The sequence below is a fragment of the Citrobacter sp. Cpo065 genome, assembly GCF_030332805.1.
GTDB lineage: Bacteria > Pseudomonadota > Gammaproteobacteria > Enterobacterales > Enterobacteriaceae > Citrobacter > Citrobacter portucalensis.
Window position 1 is genome coordinate 142785 of record NZ_JAOWHC010000032.1, and the last position, 14907, is coordinate 157691.

The window sequence follows — 14907 nt, forward strand, 5'->3', positions numbered from 1 at the left end:
CGCGCTCAGCCCTTATATCACGGGAAGTCCCGCCACTTGGCCTTTGGCAATATTCATGCCACAACCAAATTCAGGGTTGTCTCAGATTCTCAGTATGTTAGGGTAGAAAAAGGTCACTATTTCCATCAGGTAATATATCGATATAAACAAATAACAGGAATCATTCTATTGCATGGCAATTAAATTAGAAGTTAAAAATCTCTATAAGATATTTGGAGAGCATCCCCAGAGAGCCTTCAAATATATTGAAAAAGGACTTTCAAAAGAGCAGATTCTGGATAAAACGGGGCTATCGCTTGGCGTTAAGAACGCCAGTCTGGCCATTGAAGAAGGCGAGATATTTGTCATCATGGGATTATCCGGTTCGGGTAAATCCACAATGGTACGCCTTCTCAATCGCCTGATTGAACCCACCCGCGGGCAGGTATTGATTGACGGCGTAGACATCGCCCGGATATCCGATGCTGAGCTTCGCGAGGTGCGCAGAAAAAAGATTGCGATGGTGTTCCAGTCCTTTGCCCTGATGCCGCACATGACGGTTCTCGACAATACGGCATTCGGCATGGAATTAGCCGGCGTAGGTGCGGATGAACGTCGTGAAAAAGCGTTAGATGCGCTGCGCCAGGTTGGTCTGGAGAATTATGCTCACGGCTACCCGGATGAACTTTCCGGAGGCATGCGCCAGCGTGTAGGCCTCGCCCGCGCATTAGCCATTAACCCTGACATCTTATTAATGGATGAGGCCTTCTCAGCCCTCGATCCATTAATTCGTACTGAGATGCAGGATGAACTGGTAAAACTACAGGCGAAGCATCAACGCACCGTGGTCTTTATATCGCATGACCTCGACGAAGCCATGCGCATTGGCGACAGAATTGCCATTATGCAAAACGGTGAAGTGGTCCAGGTCGGCACGCCAGATGAAATCCTGAATAATCCGGCCAATGATTATGTACGCACCTTCTTCCGTGGTGTCGATATTAGCCAGGTCTTTAGCGCGAAAGATATTTCACGCCGTAGTCCCGAAGGTTTGATTCGTAAAAACCCCGGGGTGGGTCCACGTTCTGCGCTGCAATTATTGCAGGACAAAGATCGCGAATATGGTTACGTGATCGAACGCGGCAATAAATTCGTTGGCGTTGTCTCTATCGACTCATTAAAAACAGCGTTAAGTCAGGCGCAAGGTATTGAAGCGGCATTGATCGATGAGCCGTTAGCCGTAGATGCACAAACCCCTCTCAGCGAGTTGCTTTCTCATGTCGGTCAGGCCCCGTGCGCGGTGCCGGTTGTAGATGAGGAACAGCAGTATGTGGGCGTCATTTCAAAACGCATGCTGTTACAGGCTTTAGATCGTGAGGGGGTAAACAATGGCTGATCAAACTAATCCGTGGGACACCACACCAGCGGCCGACAGTACCGCACAAAATGCTGATGCCTGGAGTACGCCATCAGGCGCACCCACTGACGGTGGTGGCGCGGACTGGCTGACCAGCGCACCCGCGCCGGCACCAGAGCATTTCAATATTATGGATCCGTTCCATAAAACGCTGATCCCGCTTGACAGTTGGGTCACAGAGGGGATCGACTGGGTCGTTACCCATTTCCGTCCGGTCTTCCAGGGCATTCGTGTCCCGGTGGATTACATTCTCAACGGCTTTCAACAGCTGCTGTTAGGTATGCCAGCGCCCGTGGCGATTATCCTGTTCGCGCTGATTGCCTGGCAGATTTCCGGCGTGGGGATGGGCGTTGCGACGCTGATTTCCTTGATTGCTATCGGTGCCATCGGCGCGTGGTCGCAGGCCATGATAACCCTGGCGCTGGTGTTGACCGCGCTGCTGTTCTGCGTGGTGATCGGTCTGCCGATGGGGATCTGGTTGGCGCGCAGTCCACGAGCAGCAAAAATTGTTCGCCCGCTGCTGGACGCCATGCAAACCACGCCCGCGTTTGTCTATCTGGTGCCGATTGTCATGCTGTTTGGTATTGGTAACGTCCCGGGCGTAGTGGTGACGATTATCTTCGCCCTGCCGCCAATCGTGCGTCTGACTATTCTGGGGATTAACCAGGTGCCAGCCGATCTGATTGAAGCTTCGCGCTCGTTTGGTGCCAGCCCGCGTCAGATGCTGTTTAAAGTGCAGCTCCCGCTGGCAATGCCCACCATTATGGCCGGGGTTAACCAGACGCTGATGCTGGCGCTCTCAATGGTCGTCATCGCGTCGATGATTGCCGTCGGCGGACTGGGCCAGATGGTTCTGCGCGGAATCGGTCGTCTGGATATGGGGCTTGCCACCGTCGGCGGGGTTGGGATTGTGATCCTCGCTATCATTCTCGACCGCCTGACGCAGGCCGTCGGTCGCGACTCGCGTAGTCGTGGCAACCGTCGCTGGTACACCACCGGTCCCGTTGGGCTTATCACTCGCCCTTTCACGAAGTAATTCACCCGTTGCCCGGTAGCGCTGTGCTTACCGGGCCTACAATTCATTAACTTGCACAAAATCATTCAAGTTGCATCGCGGCGGTAAACGAATGTATCCCCAGGAGCGTACAAGTAGTACGTGACTGGGGTGCATGAGTGCAGCCAACAAAGAGGCAGCTTGAAGGATGAAGTGCAATAAGGAACAACGATGCGACAGAAAATAATTATTGCCACAGCGTTTGCCACCCTTGTCTCCACCAGCGCTTTCGCTGCCGACCTGCCGGGCAAAGGCATCACCGTACAGCCAATCCAGAGCACTATCTCTGAAGAATCCTTCCAGACGCAGTTAGTCGCCCGTGCGCTGGAGAAACTGGGTTACACCGTTAACAAAACCAGCGAAGTTGACTACAACGTCGGCTATACCTCCATTGCCTCTGGCGATGCAACTTTTACCGCCGTGAACTGGCAGCCGCTGCATGATGATATGTACGCCGCTGCGGGCGGAGACAAAAAGTTTTATCGCGAGGGGGTATTCGTTACGGGTGCCGCACAGGGTTATCTGATCGACAAGAAAACCGCTGAGCAGTATAAAATCACCAATATCGCCCAGTTAAAAGATCCGAAGATCGCCAAAATCTTTGACACCAACGGTGACGGAAAAGCCGATATGATGGGCTGTTCACCGGGCTGGGGCTGTGAAGCAGTAATCAACCACCAGAACAAAGCTTTCGATCTGGAAAAAACCGTCGAGGTCAGCCACGGTAACTATGCGGCGATGATGGCCGATACCATTACCCGCTTCAAAGAAGGTAAACCCATTCTTTACTACACCTGGACACCGTACTGGGTGAGCGACGTAATGAAACCTGGTAAAGATGTGGTCTGGCTGCAGGTGCCGTTCTCTTCCCTGCCAGGCGAGCAGAAAGATATTGATACCAAACTGCCAAACGGCGCCAACTACGGCTTCCCGGTGAACACTATGCATATTGTCGCCAATAAAGCCTGGGCGGAGAAAAACCCGGCTGCGGCGAAACTGTTTGCCATCATGAAGCTGCCGCTGGCGGATATCAACGCGCAGAACGCAATGATGCACGACGGGAAAGCGTCTGAAGCCGACGTACAGGGTCACGTTGACGGCTGGATCAAAGCCCACCAGCAGCAGTTTGACGGCTGGGTGAACGAAGCGCTGGCCGCGCAGAAATAATCCACTCACAGGCCTGATGAGTGTAGCGCCATCAGGCCTGTAACCGCATAAATGCCGGATGGTGGCGCGATGCACCTAATCCGGCCGATCCTCCCTCCCCCAATCGCACAATCCATCACTCAACAAATCAGCAACATTTAATCACTTCCGTTATGATTGTTTTCTGCAACCCATTACTCAGTTGAAAACAATGACGAAAACTACTCAGGGACTTAGCCCTTCGCTGATCCTGTTAATGTCTATTGCCACCGGCCTCGCCGTCGCCAGTAACTATTATGCGCAGCCGCTGCTCGACACCATCGCGCGCAACTTTTCGCTATCTGCCAGTACTGCAGGGTTTATCGTCACTGCGGCCCAGCTCGGCTACGCTGCCGGCCTGCTATTCTTAGTGCCGCTCGGCGATATGTTTGAACGTCGGATGCTGATTGTCTCCATGACGTTGCTCGCGGCTGGCGGCATGCTGATCACCGCCAGCAGCCAGTCGCTGGGTATGCTGATTCTCGGCACCGCTCTGACCGGGCTGTTCTCGGTTGTGGCACAGATTTTGGTTCCGCTGGCGGCAACGCTTGCCACACCGGACAAGCGCGGGAAGGTTGTCGGCACGATTATGAGCGGCCTGCTGCTAGGTATTCTGCTGGCGCGCACCGTGGCGGGATTGCTGGCGAATCTTGGCGGCTGGCGCACCGTATTTTGGGTCGCATCAGTATTAATGGCGCTGATGTCGGTTGCGCTGTGGCGCGGCCTGCCGAAGATGAAATCCGATACTCATCTTAACTATCCTCAGCTGTTAGGCTCGGTATTCAGCCTGTTTATTCACGATAAATTGCTGCGTACCCGCGCGATGCTGGGCTGCCTGACTTTTGCCAATTTCAGTATTCTGTGGACCTCAATGGCGTTTTTGCTCGCCGCGCCGCCGTTTAACTATTCGGAAGGAATGATTGGTCTGTTCGGTCTGGCGGGGGCCGCAGGGGCGTTAGGCGCACGTCCTGCGGGCGGTTTTGCCGATAAAGGTAAATCCCACCTGACCACAACCATGGGGCTGCTCTTACTGCTGCTCTCCTGGCTTGCTATTTGGTTTGGGCACACTTCAGTCCCCATGCTGATTATCGGTATTCTGGTGTTGGACCTCACCGTTCAGGGAGTACACATCACCAACCAGACGGTTATCTATCGCATTCATCCGGATGCGCGTAATCGCCTGACCGCCGGATACATGACCAGCTATTTTATTGGCGGAGCGGCAGGTTCGCTAATTTCAGCCTCTGCCTGGCAGCATGCCGGGTGGGCTGGCGTTTGTCTGGCGGGTACGACCGTTGCCGTACTCAACCTGGTGGTCTGGTGGCGAGGTTTTCACCGTCAGGAAGCCGTAAATTAAGCGTATAGCGCATGTTTACCGCTGATTGGGCTCCACAGGGTGTTAAGGAGCCCATCAGTCTGCTAAGGTTATAACTCATTGAACCAAGTTATATTAATTTCGGTAATGAAACCTATAACCCTATGGAAAGCCCTGTACCCCAGTCTGAATCCTGTTCGGCAACGTTAACGGAAGGATTCAAAGACAGCCTGCCAATAGTCATCAGCTATATTCCGGTCGCTTTTGCATTTGGTCTCAATGCCACTCGCCTTGGCTTTACGCCGGTTGAAAGCGTCTTTTTCTCCTGCATTATCTATGCGGGAGCCAGCCAGTTTGTCATTACCACCATGCTTGCTGCGGGCAGTTCGCTGTGGGTCGCCGCCCTTACCGTCATGGCCATGGATGTCCGTCATGTTTTGTACGGCCCTTCCCTGCGCAGTCGAATAGCCCAGCGACTGAGTAAACCCAAAAGTGCACTGTGGGCTTTTGGCCTTACCGATGAAGTCTTTGCCGCCGCAACGGCAAAACTGGTCCGGGATAATCGGCGCTGGAGTGAAAACTGGATGATCGGCATCGCACTGTGCTCCTGGGCCTCCTGGGTGTTTGGTACGGTGATCGGCGCGTTTTCCGGCAGTGGTTTACTCAAGGATTACCCGGCGGTTGAAGCGGCACTGGGATTCATGCTCCCGGCGCTGTTTATGAGCTTCCTGCTCGCGTCATTCCAACGTAAACAAGCGCTCTGCGTGACTGCCTCCCTGGCTGGGGCGCTGGCTGGCGTCATGCTGTTTTCCATACCTGCCGCTATCCTTGCAGGTATTGTCTGCGGATGCCTGACGGCGCTCATCCAGTCATTTTGGCAGGGAGGTCCTGATGAGCTATGAGGTTCTGCTACTTGGCCTGTTGGTCGGCTGCGTTAATTACTGTTTTCGCTATTTGCCACTCCGTCTTGGGGTAGGCAATGTTCGCCCGACGAAGCGCGGCGCGACGGGCATACTACTCGACACTATTGGCATTGCATCTATTTGCGCCCTGCTGGTGGTGTCTACCGCACCAGAAGTTATGCACGACGCTCGTCGGTTCGTGCCTACGCTGGTGGGGTTTGTCATACTGGGCGCAAGCTTCTATAAGACCCGCAGCATCATCATTCCAACGTTACTGAGTGCTCTGGGCTATGGATTAGCCTGGAAAATGCTTGTTGGCTTATAGATAAAAACAATCATTTTAAAGAAATAATACATTTACTTTATTTGTCACTGTCGTTACTATATCGGCTGAAATTAATGAGGTTATACCCAAATGGATAGTTCGTTTACGCCCATTGAACAAATGCTAAAATTTCGCGCCAGCCGCTACGAAGAGTTCCCTTATCAGGAAGTGCTTCTGACTCGCCTCTGTATGCACATGCAGGGTAAGTTGCTGGAAAACCGCAATAAGATGCTGAAAGCTCAAGGGATTAACGAGACATTGTTTATGGCGTTGATTACGCTGGAGTCTCAGGAAAACCACAGTATTCAGCCTTCTGAACTGAGTTGCGCGCTTGGCTCGTCACGCACTAACGCTACCCGCATTGCGGATGAGTTAGAAAAACGTGGCTGGATCGAACGTCGTGAAAGCGATAACGATCGCCGCTGTCTGCATCTGCAATTGACCGAGAAAGGCCATGCTTTTTTGCAAGAGGTGTTACCGCCTCAGCATAACTGCCTGCATCAGCTCTGGTCGTCTCTTAGCACCACCGAAAAAGATCAGCTTGAGCAAATTACCCGTAAACTTCTGACCCGTCTTGATCAGATGGAGCAGGATGGCGCGGTGTTAGAAGCGCTGCGCTAACGCGCTGACTCGCTCAGAAATCCAGATTTATAAATGAAAAAACCGACAGGCCAGCACGCATACTGCTGGCCTGTCTGATAAACAGGTCGGCTCAGCCGATGTGAAAAAAATAAGATCGTGGAGAACAACATGAGCGCAAATGCGGAGACTCAAACCCCGCAGCAACCGGTCAAGAAGAATGGCAAACGTAAAAGTATGCTGCTCCTTCTGACCTTGCTCTTTATTATCATTGCCGTGGCATATGGGATTTATTGGTTTTTAGTACTTCGTCATGTCGAAGAGACAGACGATGCGTACGTGGCAGGGAACCAGGTTCAAATCATGGCTCAGGTATCAGGCAGCGTGACGAAAGTCTGGGCTGATAACACTGACTTTGTAAAACAAGGCGATGTGCTGGTCACCCTCGACCAGACAGACGCAAAGCAGGCATTTGAAAAAGCCAAAACTGCGCTGGCTTCCAGCGTGCGTCAGACGCACCAGTTGATGATCAACAGCAAGCAGTTACAGGCAAGCATTGAAGTGCAGAAAACCGCACTGGCGCAGGCACAAAGCGACTTTAATCGCCGAGTTCCGCTGGGCAATGCCAACCTGATTGGCCGCGAAGAGCTGCAACACGCTCGTGATGCCGTCGCCAGCGCTCAGGCCCAGCTTGATGTCGCGATCCAACAATATAATGCTAACCAGGCGATGATTCTGGGTAGCAAGCTGGAAGATCAGCCCGCTGTGCAACAGGCTGCCACCGAAGTGCGCAATGCCTGGCTGGCGCTGGAACGTACCAGAATTGTCAGCCCAATGACCGGTTATGTATCCCGTCGCGCCGTACAGCCTGGTGCGCAAATTAGCCCAACCACGCCGCTGATGGCGGTTGTTCCGGCCACTAACCTGTGGGTAGATGCCAACTTCAAAGAAACACAGCTCGCGCACATGCGTATCGGCCAACCGGCGACCGTTATCAGCGATATTTACGGCGATGACGTAAAATATACCGGTAAAGTTGTCGGTCTCGATATGGGTACGGGCAGCGCTTTCTCCCTGCTGCCAGCGCAGAACGCAACCGGCAACTGGATCAAAGTCGTCCAGCGTCTGCCGGTACGTATCGAACTGGATGCGCAGCAACTGGCACAGCATCCATTACGTATTGGTTTGTCTACGCTGGTTACGGTAGATACCTCAAATCGTGACGGACAAATTCTGGCAAGCCAGGTTCGTACCACGCCGGTATCAGAAAGTAATGCACGTGAAATCAACCTTGCTCCGGTCAATAAGATGATCGAAGAGATCGTGCGGGCCAACGCGGGCTAATTCAAAGGTGCGTGTGATGCAACAGCAAAAACCGCTGGAAGGCGCGCAGCTCGTCATTATGACGATCGCGCTGTCCCTGGCGACATTCATGCAGGTGCTGGACTCCACCATTGCTAACGTGGCGATCCCCACTATCGCCGGGAACCTCGGCTCTTCACTGAGCCAGGGAACCTGGGTGATCACCTCATTCGGGGTGGCGAACGCTATCTCTATTCCGATCACCGGCTGGCTGGCAAAACGCTTTGGCGAAGTAAGACTCTTTATGTGGTCAACTATCGCCTTCGTCATTGCGTCATGGGCATGCGGGATGTCCACCAGCCTGAACATGCTGATTTTCTTCCGCGTAATCCAGGGTATTGTCGCCGGTCCATTAATTCCGCTGTCACAGAGCCTGTTGCTGAATAACTATCCACCCGCCAAGCGTTCCATCGCCCTCGCGCTATGGTCGATGACGGTGATTGTTGCCCCGATATGTGGTCCTATTCTTGGGGGCTATATCAGCGACAACTATCACTGGGGCTGGATATTTTTTATCAACGTGCCAATCGGGGCTGTGGTGGTATTGATGACACTGCAAACCCTGCGCGGTCGGGAAACCAAAACCGAGCAGCGGCGCATTGACGCCATTGGTCTGGCACTGCTGGTCATCGGTATCGGCAGTTTGCAGATTATGCTCGACCGCGGCAAAGAGCTGGACTGGTTCGCCTCGCAGGAGATTATCATCCTGACGGTGGTCGCCGTTGTCGCTATCAGCTTCCTGATCGTCTGGGAGCTTACCGACGAGCACCCCATTGTCGATCTCTCGCTGTTTAAGTCGCGCAACTTTACCATCGGCTGCCTGTGTATCAGCCTGGCCTATATGCTTTACTTCGGCGCAATCGTCCTGTTGCCGCAGCTGTTGCAGGAGGTATACGGCTATACGGCAACCTGGGCTGGTCTGGCGTCAGCGCCGGTTGGGGTGATTCCGGTGATCCTGTCTCCGATTATCGGCCGCTTCGCGCACAAGCTGGATATGCGTCGGTTGGTAACGTTCAGTTTTATTATGTACGCCGTCTGTTTCTACTGGCGTGCGTGGACGTTCGAGCCGGGTATGGACTTTGGCGCATCGGCCTGGCCGCAGTTTATTCAGGGGTTCGCGGTAGCCTGCTTCTTTATGCCGCTAACCACCATTACGTTGTCCGGCTTGCCGCCCGAGCGTCTGGCGGCGGCATCCAGCTTGTCGAACTTTACGCGAACGCTGGCAGGTTCCATTGGCACATCGATTACGACGACAATGTGGACAAACCGCGAGTCGCTGCATCATGCGCAGCTAACGGAATCTGTTAACCCCTACAACCCAAATGCACAGGCTATGTACGATAAGCTGCAAGATTTAGGGATGACGCACCAGCAGGCTTCAGGTTGGATAGCTCAGCAGATCACCAATCAGGGGCTGATTATTTCCGCTAACGAAATCTTCTGGATGTCGGCGGGGATCTTCCTGGTCCTGCTTGGCCTGGTGTGGTTCGCCAAACCGCCCTTCGGTGCGGGCGGCGGCGGCGGTGGCGCACACTAACTATCTGATAAAAGGGATCTGCGGATCCCTTTTTTATTAGACCTACAATCAGAAGTAATATTTGAATCTCAGACGCCCGCCGTAACGCGCATCTTCGCTGTTATCACCATTATTCGGATTGGCCTCTACCCATGAAGCATAGGCACCGAGGTAGATGTTAAAGTTTTTCATATCCATCACATTGGGGAATAAATATGAGGCATGAATAGTGTGAATGTCATAATTGCCGGGATCGGTGATCCAGCAATCGTCCTCACAAACGGCATCGATATTGGTAGCATTGAAGGCTTCGATTTTGTTATGCGCATAGATATAACCCAGTTCAAATCGATGCCACAACGCATTCACCCCTGCGGTAAAATCTGTCTCATCGGTCGCATCCATATAGGCGGTATTCAGGTTAATCACCGCGCCATCTTCCTGGTCCGTTTTTTGACCATTCCAGGTCATGGTAAAACCATAGCCCGTACGATCTGACTGATCGATCCACGTCCCATTTTGGTAATAACCGTAGGCGTTGTTAACGACGTTACTTTCCATCGCTATCGCCGTTGAAAAACGCCCATTTTGCCAGGCGATAATCGGACGGACGTAAGCCACGTTTTTATCGTTGGTTAAATCCATTCCGTGGTACTGCTTCTCGGTATATAACGTACTGCCATTTTCCAGCAATGTGTTAACTTCGAAATACCAGTTGTCGATGGTTTTGCTCAGCAGGAAGTTACCCCCGCTGTCGCTACGTCCCCGTCCTTCTTTCATCATATAGATGTAGCCGTAACCGTCACTGTAGAGATCGTTCGCTGTATTCCCCGAATATTCAACAAACGTATCCTGATTCAGCGGGAACATATCGTAGGCTTCAAAACGACCAACCTTAATTTTCCAGTCATTCTCACGACCAAAGAAGAAAACGGCATCATCGAGGTTCATTTTTCCGGTCAGGTCCGCCAGAGGCTGTACCGAGAACCCTGCAAAATTACCGTTGTCCCGCCGCTGGTAGCCATCAAAGCCCAGCAACAGGCGTCCGTTAATATCCCAGCGTTCATTGGTTCCTGGTACCCAATCTTTATTCGCTGATGTTCTCATCGATGTCAGGCTACCGGAACGGCTTGCCGCATCCATATTAAATTCGACATCGCCATAGAACTTAATATCGCTGAAGCCAGATAATGTCAGCTTAGGCGGAGTTTCACCTGCTGCAATCGGCTCGGCAGACTGGACATTCACCGTCGGCGTAGCGGCGACCTGCTGCTGCTTCAGCGAGCGAATTTGTGCCTCGGCATCGGATGCCCGTTTTTCGGCATTAACAACACGTTGCTCCAGTTCAGCCAGACGCTGCTCAATAGTGATATTATTTGCTGCCCAAAGGTTATGAGAAAAGCAAGCACCGATCATCAGCGCCAAATATTTAGCCTTCATTTTCATCCCTAAAGTTTAATGTATACCAGATAAGATTTGATAAAAACCCTATCTACCGGCTATTAAAAGAGTCTTGTTATTACCCGGATATCTGGCGCATTCCATTATGTTTTTCTATTAATTATTTATGTTTTTTAGTTTATGTGATCAATACACTCTGGCATCGTTAATTATCCACCTCTTTCTGTTTGCCAGATCACATTTTATTATTTAACAGGTCAAGCATCATTTAAATTAAAATATATTCTCGCCGCAAATATAATAAACACACATTATATTAAGAAATAAAAAACCCCGGACATAAGCCGGGGTTAATTTAAATACTGAAACAGCTAATCAATAAGACTAAATATGCAGTTCCTGCAGTTTCTCTTTTGGTAGCGCCAGCTCTTCATTGCTGTTCACGCGTACATCACGCTCCAAAATATGACGCGCGATATCCTGTGCTTCGCTAAGAGAGTGCATCTGATACGTACCGCACTGGTAAACGTTCAGCTCCGGGATCTGGTTCTGATCCTGTACTTTCAGCACGTCCGCCATTGCCGCTTTCCATGCGTCGGCTACGCGCTGTTCGTCCGGCGTACCAATCAGGCTCATGTAGAAGCCGGTACGGCATCCCATCGGAGAGATATCGATAATCTCAACGCCGTTACCGTTAAGGTGGTTACGCATAAAACCTGCAAACAGGTGTTCCAGCGTATGGATACCTTTCTCAGGCATCACTTCTTTGTTCGGAATGCAGAAACGCAGATCAAACACGGTGATTGCGTCGCCATGCGGGGTGTTCATCGTTTTTGCAACCCGGACCGCGGGAGCTTCCATCCGGGTGTGATCGACAGTAAAACTATCTAACAACGGCATTTAGCCACCTCCGATAAATTTTTTAAAAATAATCTGAACTCTTTGTTCCGGGGCGAGTCTGAGTATATGAAAGACGCGCATTTGTTATCATCATCCCTGTTTTCAGAGATGAAATTTTGGCCACTCCCGAGTGGCCTTTTTCTTTTGTATCAAGCGTGCTTTTCCAGCCACACGCTAAACGACTCAGTATCAGCCGCTTCGATCTCCTGCTGACGACGCTTTGAAGCCTCGGTTTCAGCAATAAATTCAGCTTCCTGCACTATTTCTAACGGCTCTTCACGCAGCAGATTTCGGTAAGCCTCACCCAACGCTTTGCCCGTGCCGCCAATGCCTTCATCAATCATAGACCGTAGGATCCGGGCAGAGAAAGTCAGTTCAGGATTGTCAAAACAGGCAACCAGTTCATCACAGACCTTCTGATACTCCTCTCCCCCATCGATGCTGTCCAGCGTTTGTGCCACGCGTTTCAGATCGCGGAACAAATCTTTCCCAACCTTCGGCAGCGGGAACTGGGCTGTTTCACAGCCAATACCTAACGTCAGCCCAGGCTTACGCCCTTCGAGAATCACGCGATTCCAGTTTTTACGCGTACACAGCAATTCATCGCTGCTCATTTCCGGGGCATCAGCCAGCGCACACCAGACCATAAACAGATCGAGGAAGCGCACCTGCTGCTCGTCCACGCCGATAGGCGAGAACGGGTTGATATCCAGCGAGCGTACTTCGATGTACTCGATACCGCCACGCAGAAGCGCATCTGATGGCGTTTCTCCACGACGAGTGACGCGTTTCGGGCGAATAGGCGCATACAGCTCATTTTCAATCTGCAGAACATTGCTGTTAATTTGCAGACGCTTACCGTCTTTCTCCAGACCGATCGCCGCGTACTCCTCGGAAGGCGTCTTAATCGCGCGCTTTAATCCTGCCACATACTCATGCAAATCGTTAAACGTAATTCCGAGATTGCTTTGCGACTTATTGGTATAGCCCAAATCACTCAGACGCAGCGACGTTGCGTACGGCAGGTAATACATCCCACAGTCGGTTTTTTCAAACGGCAGAGTTGTTGGTTTTCCTTGCAGGAATGAGGAACAAATGGCCGGGGAGGCACCAAACAAATACGGAATCACCCAACCAAAACGGTAGTAGTTGCGGATCAGACGGAAGTAGCCCGCGGAGATTTTCTCTTTAGCATCCTCACCTTCGGTTACACCGCATTTCGCCTGCCAGAAAGCCATAGGCAGCGAGAAGTTGTAGTGTACGCCCGAGATTGTCTGCATCAACGCGCCATAGCGGTTTTTGAGGCCTTCACGGTACAGCGTCTTCAGGCGACCGGTATTCGACGAACCATACTGCGCCAGTTCGATATCCTGACCTTCGGCAATATAGCAAGGCATGCTCAACGGCCACATACGCTCCTCGCCAAGATTTCTGGCGGTATAACGATGTAAGTCGCGCATGAACGTGAGCATTTTCTCAATGTCGTCACCGGGTGGAGTAATGAACTCCAGCAATGCTTCGGCAAAGTCAGTGGTTATCCACTTATGCGTTAGCGCTGAGCCTAACACCTCAGGATGGCCTGTCGTTGCTAATGACCCATCTGCATTAACACGCAGCGTTTCGCGCTCCAGACCACGTTGAATCCCCTTTAACGCCTGAGGATGGTTTTCCAGCCAGGCCAGCGCCTGTGATACGTCCGGGATCAAATTGACCTCCCGCCTGTCAAAATCGTTTTAATTAGCATAATGGTATTGGTTACCCTGAAGGCTATCCCACAACACAATTAGTGCCACCACATAATGCCTTGTGTCGTAACCGCTGCGACAACAACATAGCGCAGCGCCTTGCCAAGGCATAAGAAAAAGAGAACTGGGCCCCACGAGATGCGCATCCACCCGGCTAACAGGCACAGCAAATCCCCCACAACCGGCATCCAGCTTAATAATAGTGTGACAGCGCCATAGCGCCGCAACCAGCCTGTGGCTTTTTCTTGCCAGCGCGATGTTTTACGCAATGGAAAGAAACGCCCAAGGATAACGTTAGTTAACCCTCCAAGGCTATTACCCATTGTTGCTGTTAAGACTAAGACCCAGGGATGACTGACCCCGGAAACCAACAAAGCAACCAGAACAACTTCAGAATTGCCGGGTAATAGCGTGGCACTGAGAAAACTGCTGGCAAACAGTGACAGGAGCGACAGTCCATCACTCACAATAACCGGACATCCACGGCATCCATTCCCGCGGCATGCGCCGCCTGTATTCCAAAATCGGCATCTTCAAACACGACGCAACGAGCCGGAACAACCCCCATACGTTCGGCACAAAGCAAAAACGTATCAGGAGCCGGTTTATGGTGTTGTACGTGATCGGCTGCGACTACAGCATCAAAATAGCGACGCAGACCAAGGTGAGCGAGCAGCGCTTCTGCAATTGCGCTTTCACTACCCGTACCTACCGACATAGGACGACGACCATGCCAGGCTTTCACGACATCAAACAACGGCAAAGGCTGGACGCTATCCAGCAGCATGCTTCTCACCTTGTCGGTTTTTTCACGTGCCAGTGCATGAGGATCAAGATCGGCATGGTTCAATTCAATTACCGACTGCGCAATACGCCACGTTGGGGAACCATTGAGAGCGACCATGGCATGTTCATCAAACCGTAGTCCATAATGCCCCAATACCTCATGCCACGCCTTACGATGCGTAGGCTCGGTATCCAGGATGGTACCATCCATATCAAAAATCAAACCCGCATAACGTTCGTACATCGTCTTCTCACAAGCCGAGTGACCAGACGTTATTTTATCGTAATTGATTGATTTTGTCGCTGACAGCGAATTGAGGGGTGTTCAGAGAGTATGTGGAAATGATTTAGAGAGAGGGACAAGATGGTGCATCCGGGAGGATTCGAACCTCCGACCGCTCGGTTCGTAGCCGAGTACTCTATCCAGCTGAGCTACGGATG

Annotated in this window: 14 protein-coding genes; 9 read left to right on the forward strand and 5 right to left on the reverse strand. The window is 51.8% G+C overall.

Annotation, left to right across the window (positions count from 1 at the left end; translation table 11 throughout):
* The first annotated feature begins 172 nt into the window (after window positions 1-172).
* The 9 genes from proV to emrB all read left to right on the forward strand — a co-directional run bounded on the left by proV (window position 173) and on the right by emrB (window position 9655).
* Window positions 173-1375, forward strand: coding sequence for a glycine betaine/L-proline ABC transporter ATP-binding protein ProV (proV, locus tag OGY68_RS14590; RefSeq protein ID WP_003825980.1), 1203 nt, complete (start codon window positions 173-175; stop codon window positions 1373-1375).
* Complete coding sequence (proW, locus tag OGY68_RS14595; protein ID WP_057067661.1) at window positions 1368-2432, forward strand: glycine betaine/L-proline ABC transporter permease ProW; 1065 nt, start codon at window positions 1368-1370, stop codon at window positions 2430-2432. Before proV ends, proW begins: the two co-directional genes overlap by 8 nt.
* 189 nt (window positions 2433-2621) lie before the next feature.
* Window positions 2622-3617: a glycine betaine/L-proline ABC transporter substrate-binding protein ProX gene (gene proX, locus OGY68_RS14600; protein WP_057067662.1), complete on the forward strand. Its 996-nt coding sequence runs from the start codon at window positions 2622-2624 to the stop codon at window positions 3615-3617.
* A 190-nt stretch (window positions 3618-3807) separates the two neighbouring features.
* Window positions 3808-4992 (forward strand): MFS transporter, encoded by a 1185-nt coding sequence (locus OGY68_RS14605; RefSeq protein WP_057067663.1) that lies wholly within the window; start codon window positions 3808-3810, stop codon window positions 4990-4992.
* A 122-nt stretch (window positions 4993-5114) separates the two neighbouring features.
* Window positions 5115-5852, forward strand: a complete 738-nt coding sequence (locus tag OGY68_RS14610) for an AzlC family ABC transporter permease (RefSeq protein WP_003825971.1) — start codon at window positions 5115-5117, stop codon at window positions 5850-5852.
* Complete coding sequence (ygaH, locus tag OGY68_RS14615; protein WP_003825969.1) at window positions 5842-6177, forward strand: L-valine transporter subunit YgaH; 336 nt, start codon at window positions 5842-5844, stop codon at window positions 6175-6177. The genes OGY68_RS14610 and ygaH overlap by 11 nt, the downstream gene beginning before the upstream one ends.
* 90 nt (window positions 6178-6267) lie before the next feature.
* Window positions 6268-6798, forward strand: coding sequence for a multidrug efflux transporter EmrAB transcriptional repressor EmrR (gene emrR / locus OGY68_RS14620; protein WP_003037300.1), 531 nt, complete (start codon window positions 6268-6270; stop codon window positions 6796-6798).
* A 129-nt stretch (window positions 6799-6927) separates the two neighbouring features.
* On the forward strand, window positions 6928-8100 hold the full coding sequence (emrA, locus tag OGY68_RS14625) for a multidrug efflux MFS transporter periplasmic adaptor subunit EmrA (RefSeq protein ID WP_003825968.1): 1173 nt from the start codon (window positions 6928-6930) through the stop codon (window positions 8098-8100).
* A 16-nt stretch (window positions 8101-8116) separates the two neighbouring features.
* Window positions 8117-9655, forward strand: coding sequence for a multidrug efflux MFS transporter permease subunit EmrB (gene emrB, locus OGY68_RS14630; RefSeq protein ID WP_003825966.1), 1539 nt, complete (start codon window positions 8117-8119; stop codon window positions 9653-9655).
* 48 nt (window positions 9656-9703) lie between these two features.
* Here emrB and OGY68_RS14635 read toward each other — a convergent pair whose 3' ends face one another.
* The 5 genes from OGY68_RS14635 to yqaB all read right to left on the reverse strand — a co-directional run bounded on the left by OGY68_RS14635 (window position 9704) and on the right by yqaB (window position 14710).
* On the reverse strand, window positions 9704-11074 hold the full coding sequence (locus OGY68_RS14635; RefSeq protein WP_057067666.1) for a carbohydrate porin: 1371 nt from the start codon (window positions 11072-11074) through the stop codon (window positions 9704-9706).
* Between the two features lie 345 nt (window positions 11075-11419).
* Window positions 11420-11935, reverse strand: a complete 516-nt coding sequence (gene luxS / locus OGY68_RS14640) for an S-ribosylhomocysteine lyase (RefSeq protein WP_003037312.1) — start codon at window positions 11933-11935, stop codon at window positions 11420-11422.
* A 149-nt stretch (window positions 11936-12084) separates the two neighbouring features.
* Entirely contained in the window at window positions 12085-13641 is a 1557-nt protein-coding gene (gshA, locus tag OGY68_RS14645) for a glutamate--cysteine ligase (RefSeq protein ID WP_057068125.1), read from the reverse strand.
* 77 nt (window positions 13642-13718) lie between these two features.
* On the reverse strand, window positions 13719-14147 hold the full coding sequence (locus tag OGY68_RS14650) for a YqaA family protein (protein ID WP_003825961.1): 429 nt from the start codon (window positions 14145-14147) through the stop codon (window positions 13719-13721).
* Window positions 14144-14710 (reverse strand): fructose-1-phosphate/6-phosphogluconate phosphatase, encoded by a 567-nt coding sequence (yqaB, locus tag OGY68_RS14655; RefSeq protein ID WP_057068123.1) that lies wholly within the window; start codon window positions 14708-14710, stop codon window positions 14144-14146. The genes OGY68_RS14650 and yqaB overlap by 4 nt, the downstream gene beginning before the upstream one ends.
* Between the last annotated feature and the right edge of the window lie 197 nt (window positions 14711-14907).

Excerpts from the sequence above, each read along its gene's own strand:
- proV (WP_003825980.1), top strand. The coding sequence starts at position 173 with ATGGCAATTAAATTAGAAGTTAAAAATCTCTATAAGATATTTGGAGAG.
- proW (WP_057067661.1), top strand. The coding sequence starts at position 1,368 with ATGGCTGATCAAACTAATCCGTGGGACACCACACCAGCGGCCGACAGT.
- proX (WP_057067662.1), top strand. The coding sequence starts at position 2,622 with ATGCGACAGAAAATAATTATTGCCACAGCGTTTGCCACCCTTGTCTCC.
- OGY68_RS14605 (WP_057067663.1), top strand. The coding sequence starts at position 3,808 with ATGACGAAAACTACTCAGGGACTTAGCCCTTCGCTGATCCTGTTAATG.
- OGY68_RS14610 (WP_003825971.1), top strand. The coding sequence starts at position 5,115 with ATGGAAAGCCCTGTACCCCAGTCTGAATCCTGTTCGGCAACGTTAACG.
- ygaH (WP_003825969.1), top strand. The coding sequence starts at position 5,842 with ATGAGCTATGAGGTTCTGCTACTTGGCCTGTTGGTCGGCTGCGTTAAT.
- emrR (WP_003037300.1), top strand. The coding sequence starts at position 6,268 with ATGGATAGTTCGTTTACGCCCATTGAACAAATGCTAAAATTTCGCGCC.
- emrA (WP_003825968.1), top strand. The coding sequence starts at position 6,928 with ATGAGCGCAAATGCGGAGACTCAAACCCCGCAGCAACCGGTCAAGAAG.
- emrB (WP_003825966.1), top strand. The coding sequence starts at position 8,117 with ATGCAACAGCAAAAACCGCTGGAAGGCGCGCAGCTCGTCATTATGACG.
- OGY68_RS14635 (WP_057067666.1), bottom strand. The coding sequence starts at position 11,074 with ATGAAGGCTAAATATTTGGCGCTGATGATCGGTGCTTGCTTTTCTCAT.
- luxS (WP_003037312.1), bottom strand. The coding sequence starts at position 11,935 with ATGCCGTTGTTAGATAGTTTTACTGTCGATCACACCCGGATGGAAGCT.
- yqaB (WP_057068123.1), bottom strand. The coding sequence starts at position 14,710 with ATGTACGAACGTTATGCGGGTTTGATTTTTGATATGGATGGTACCATC.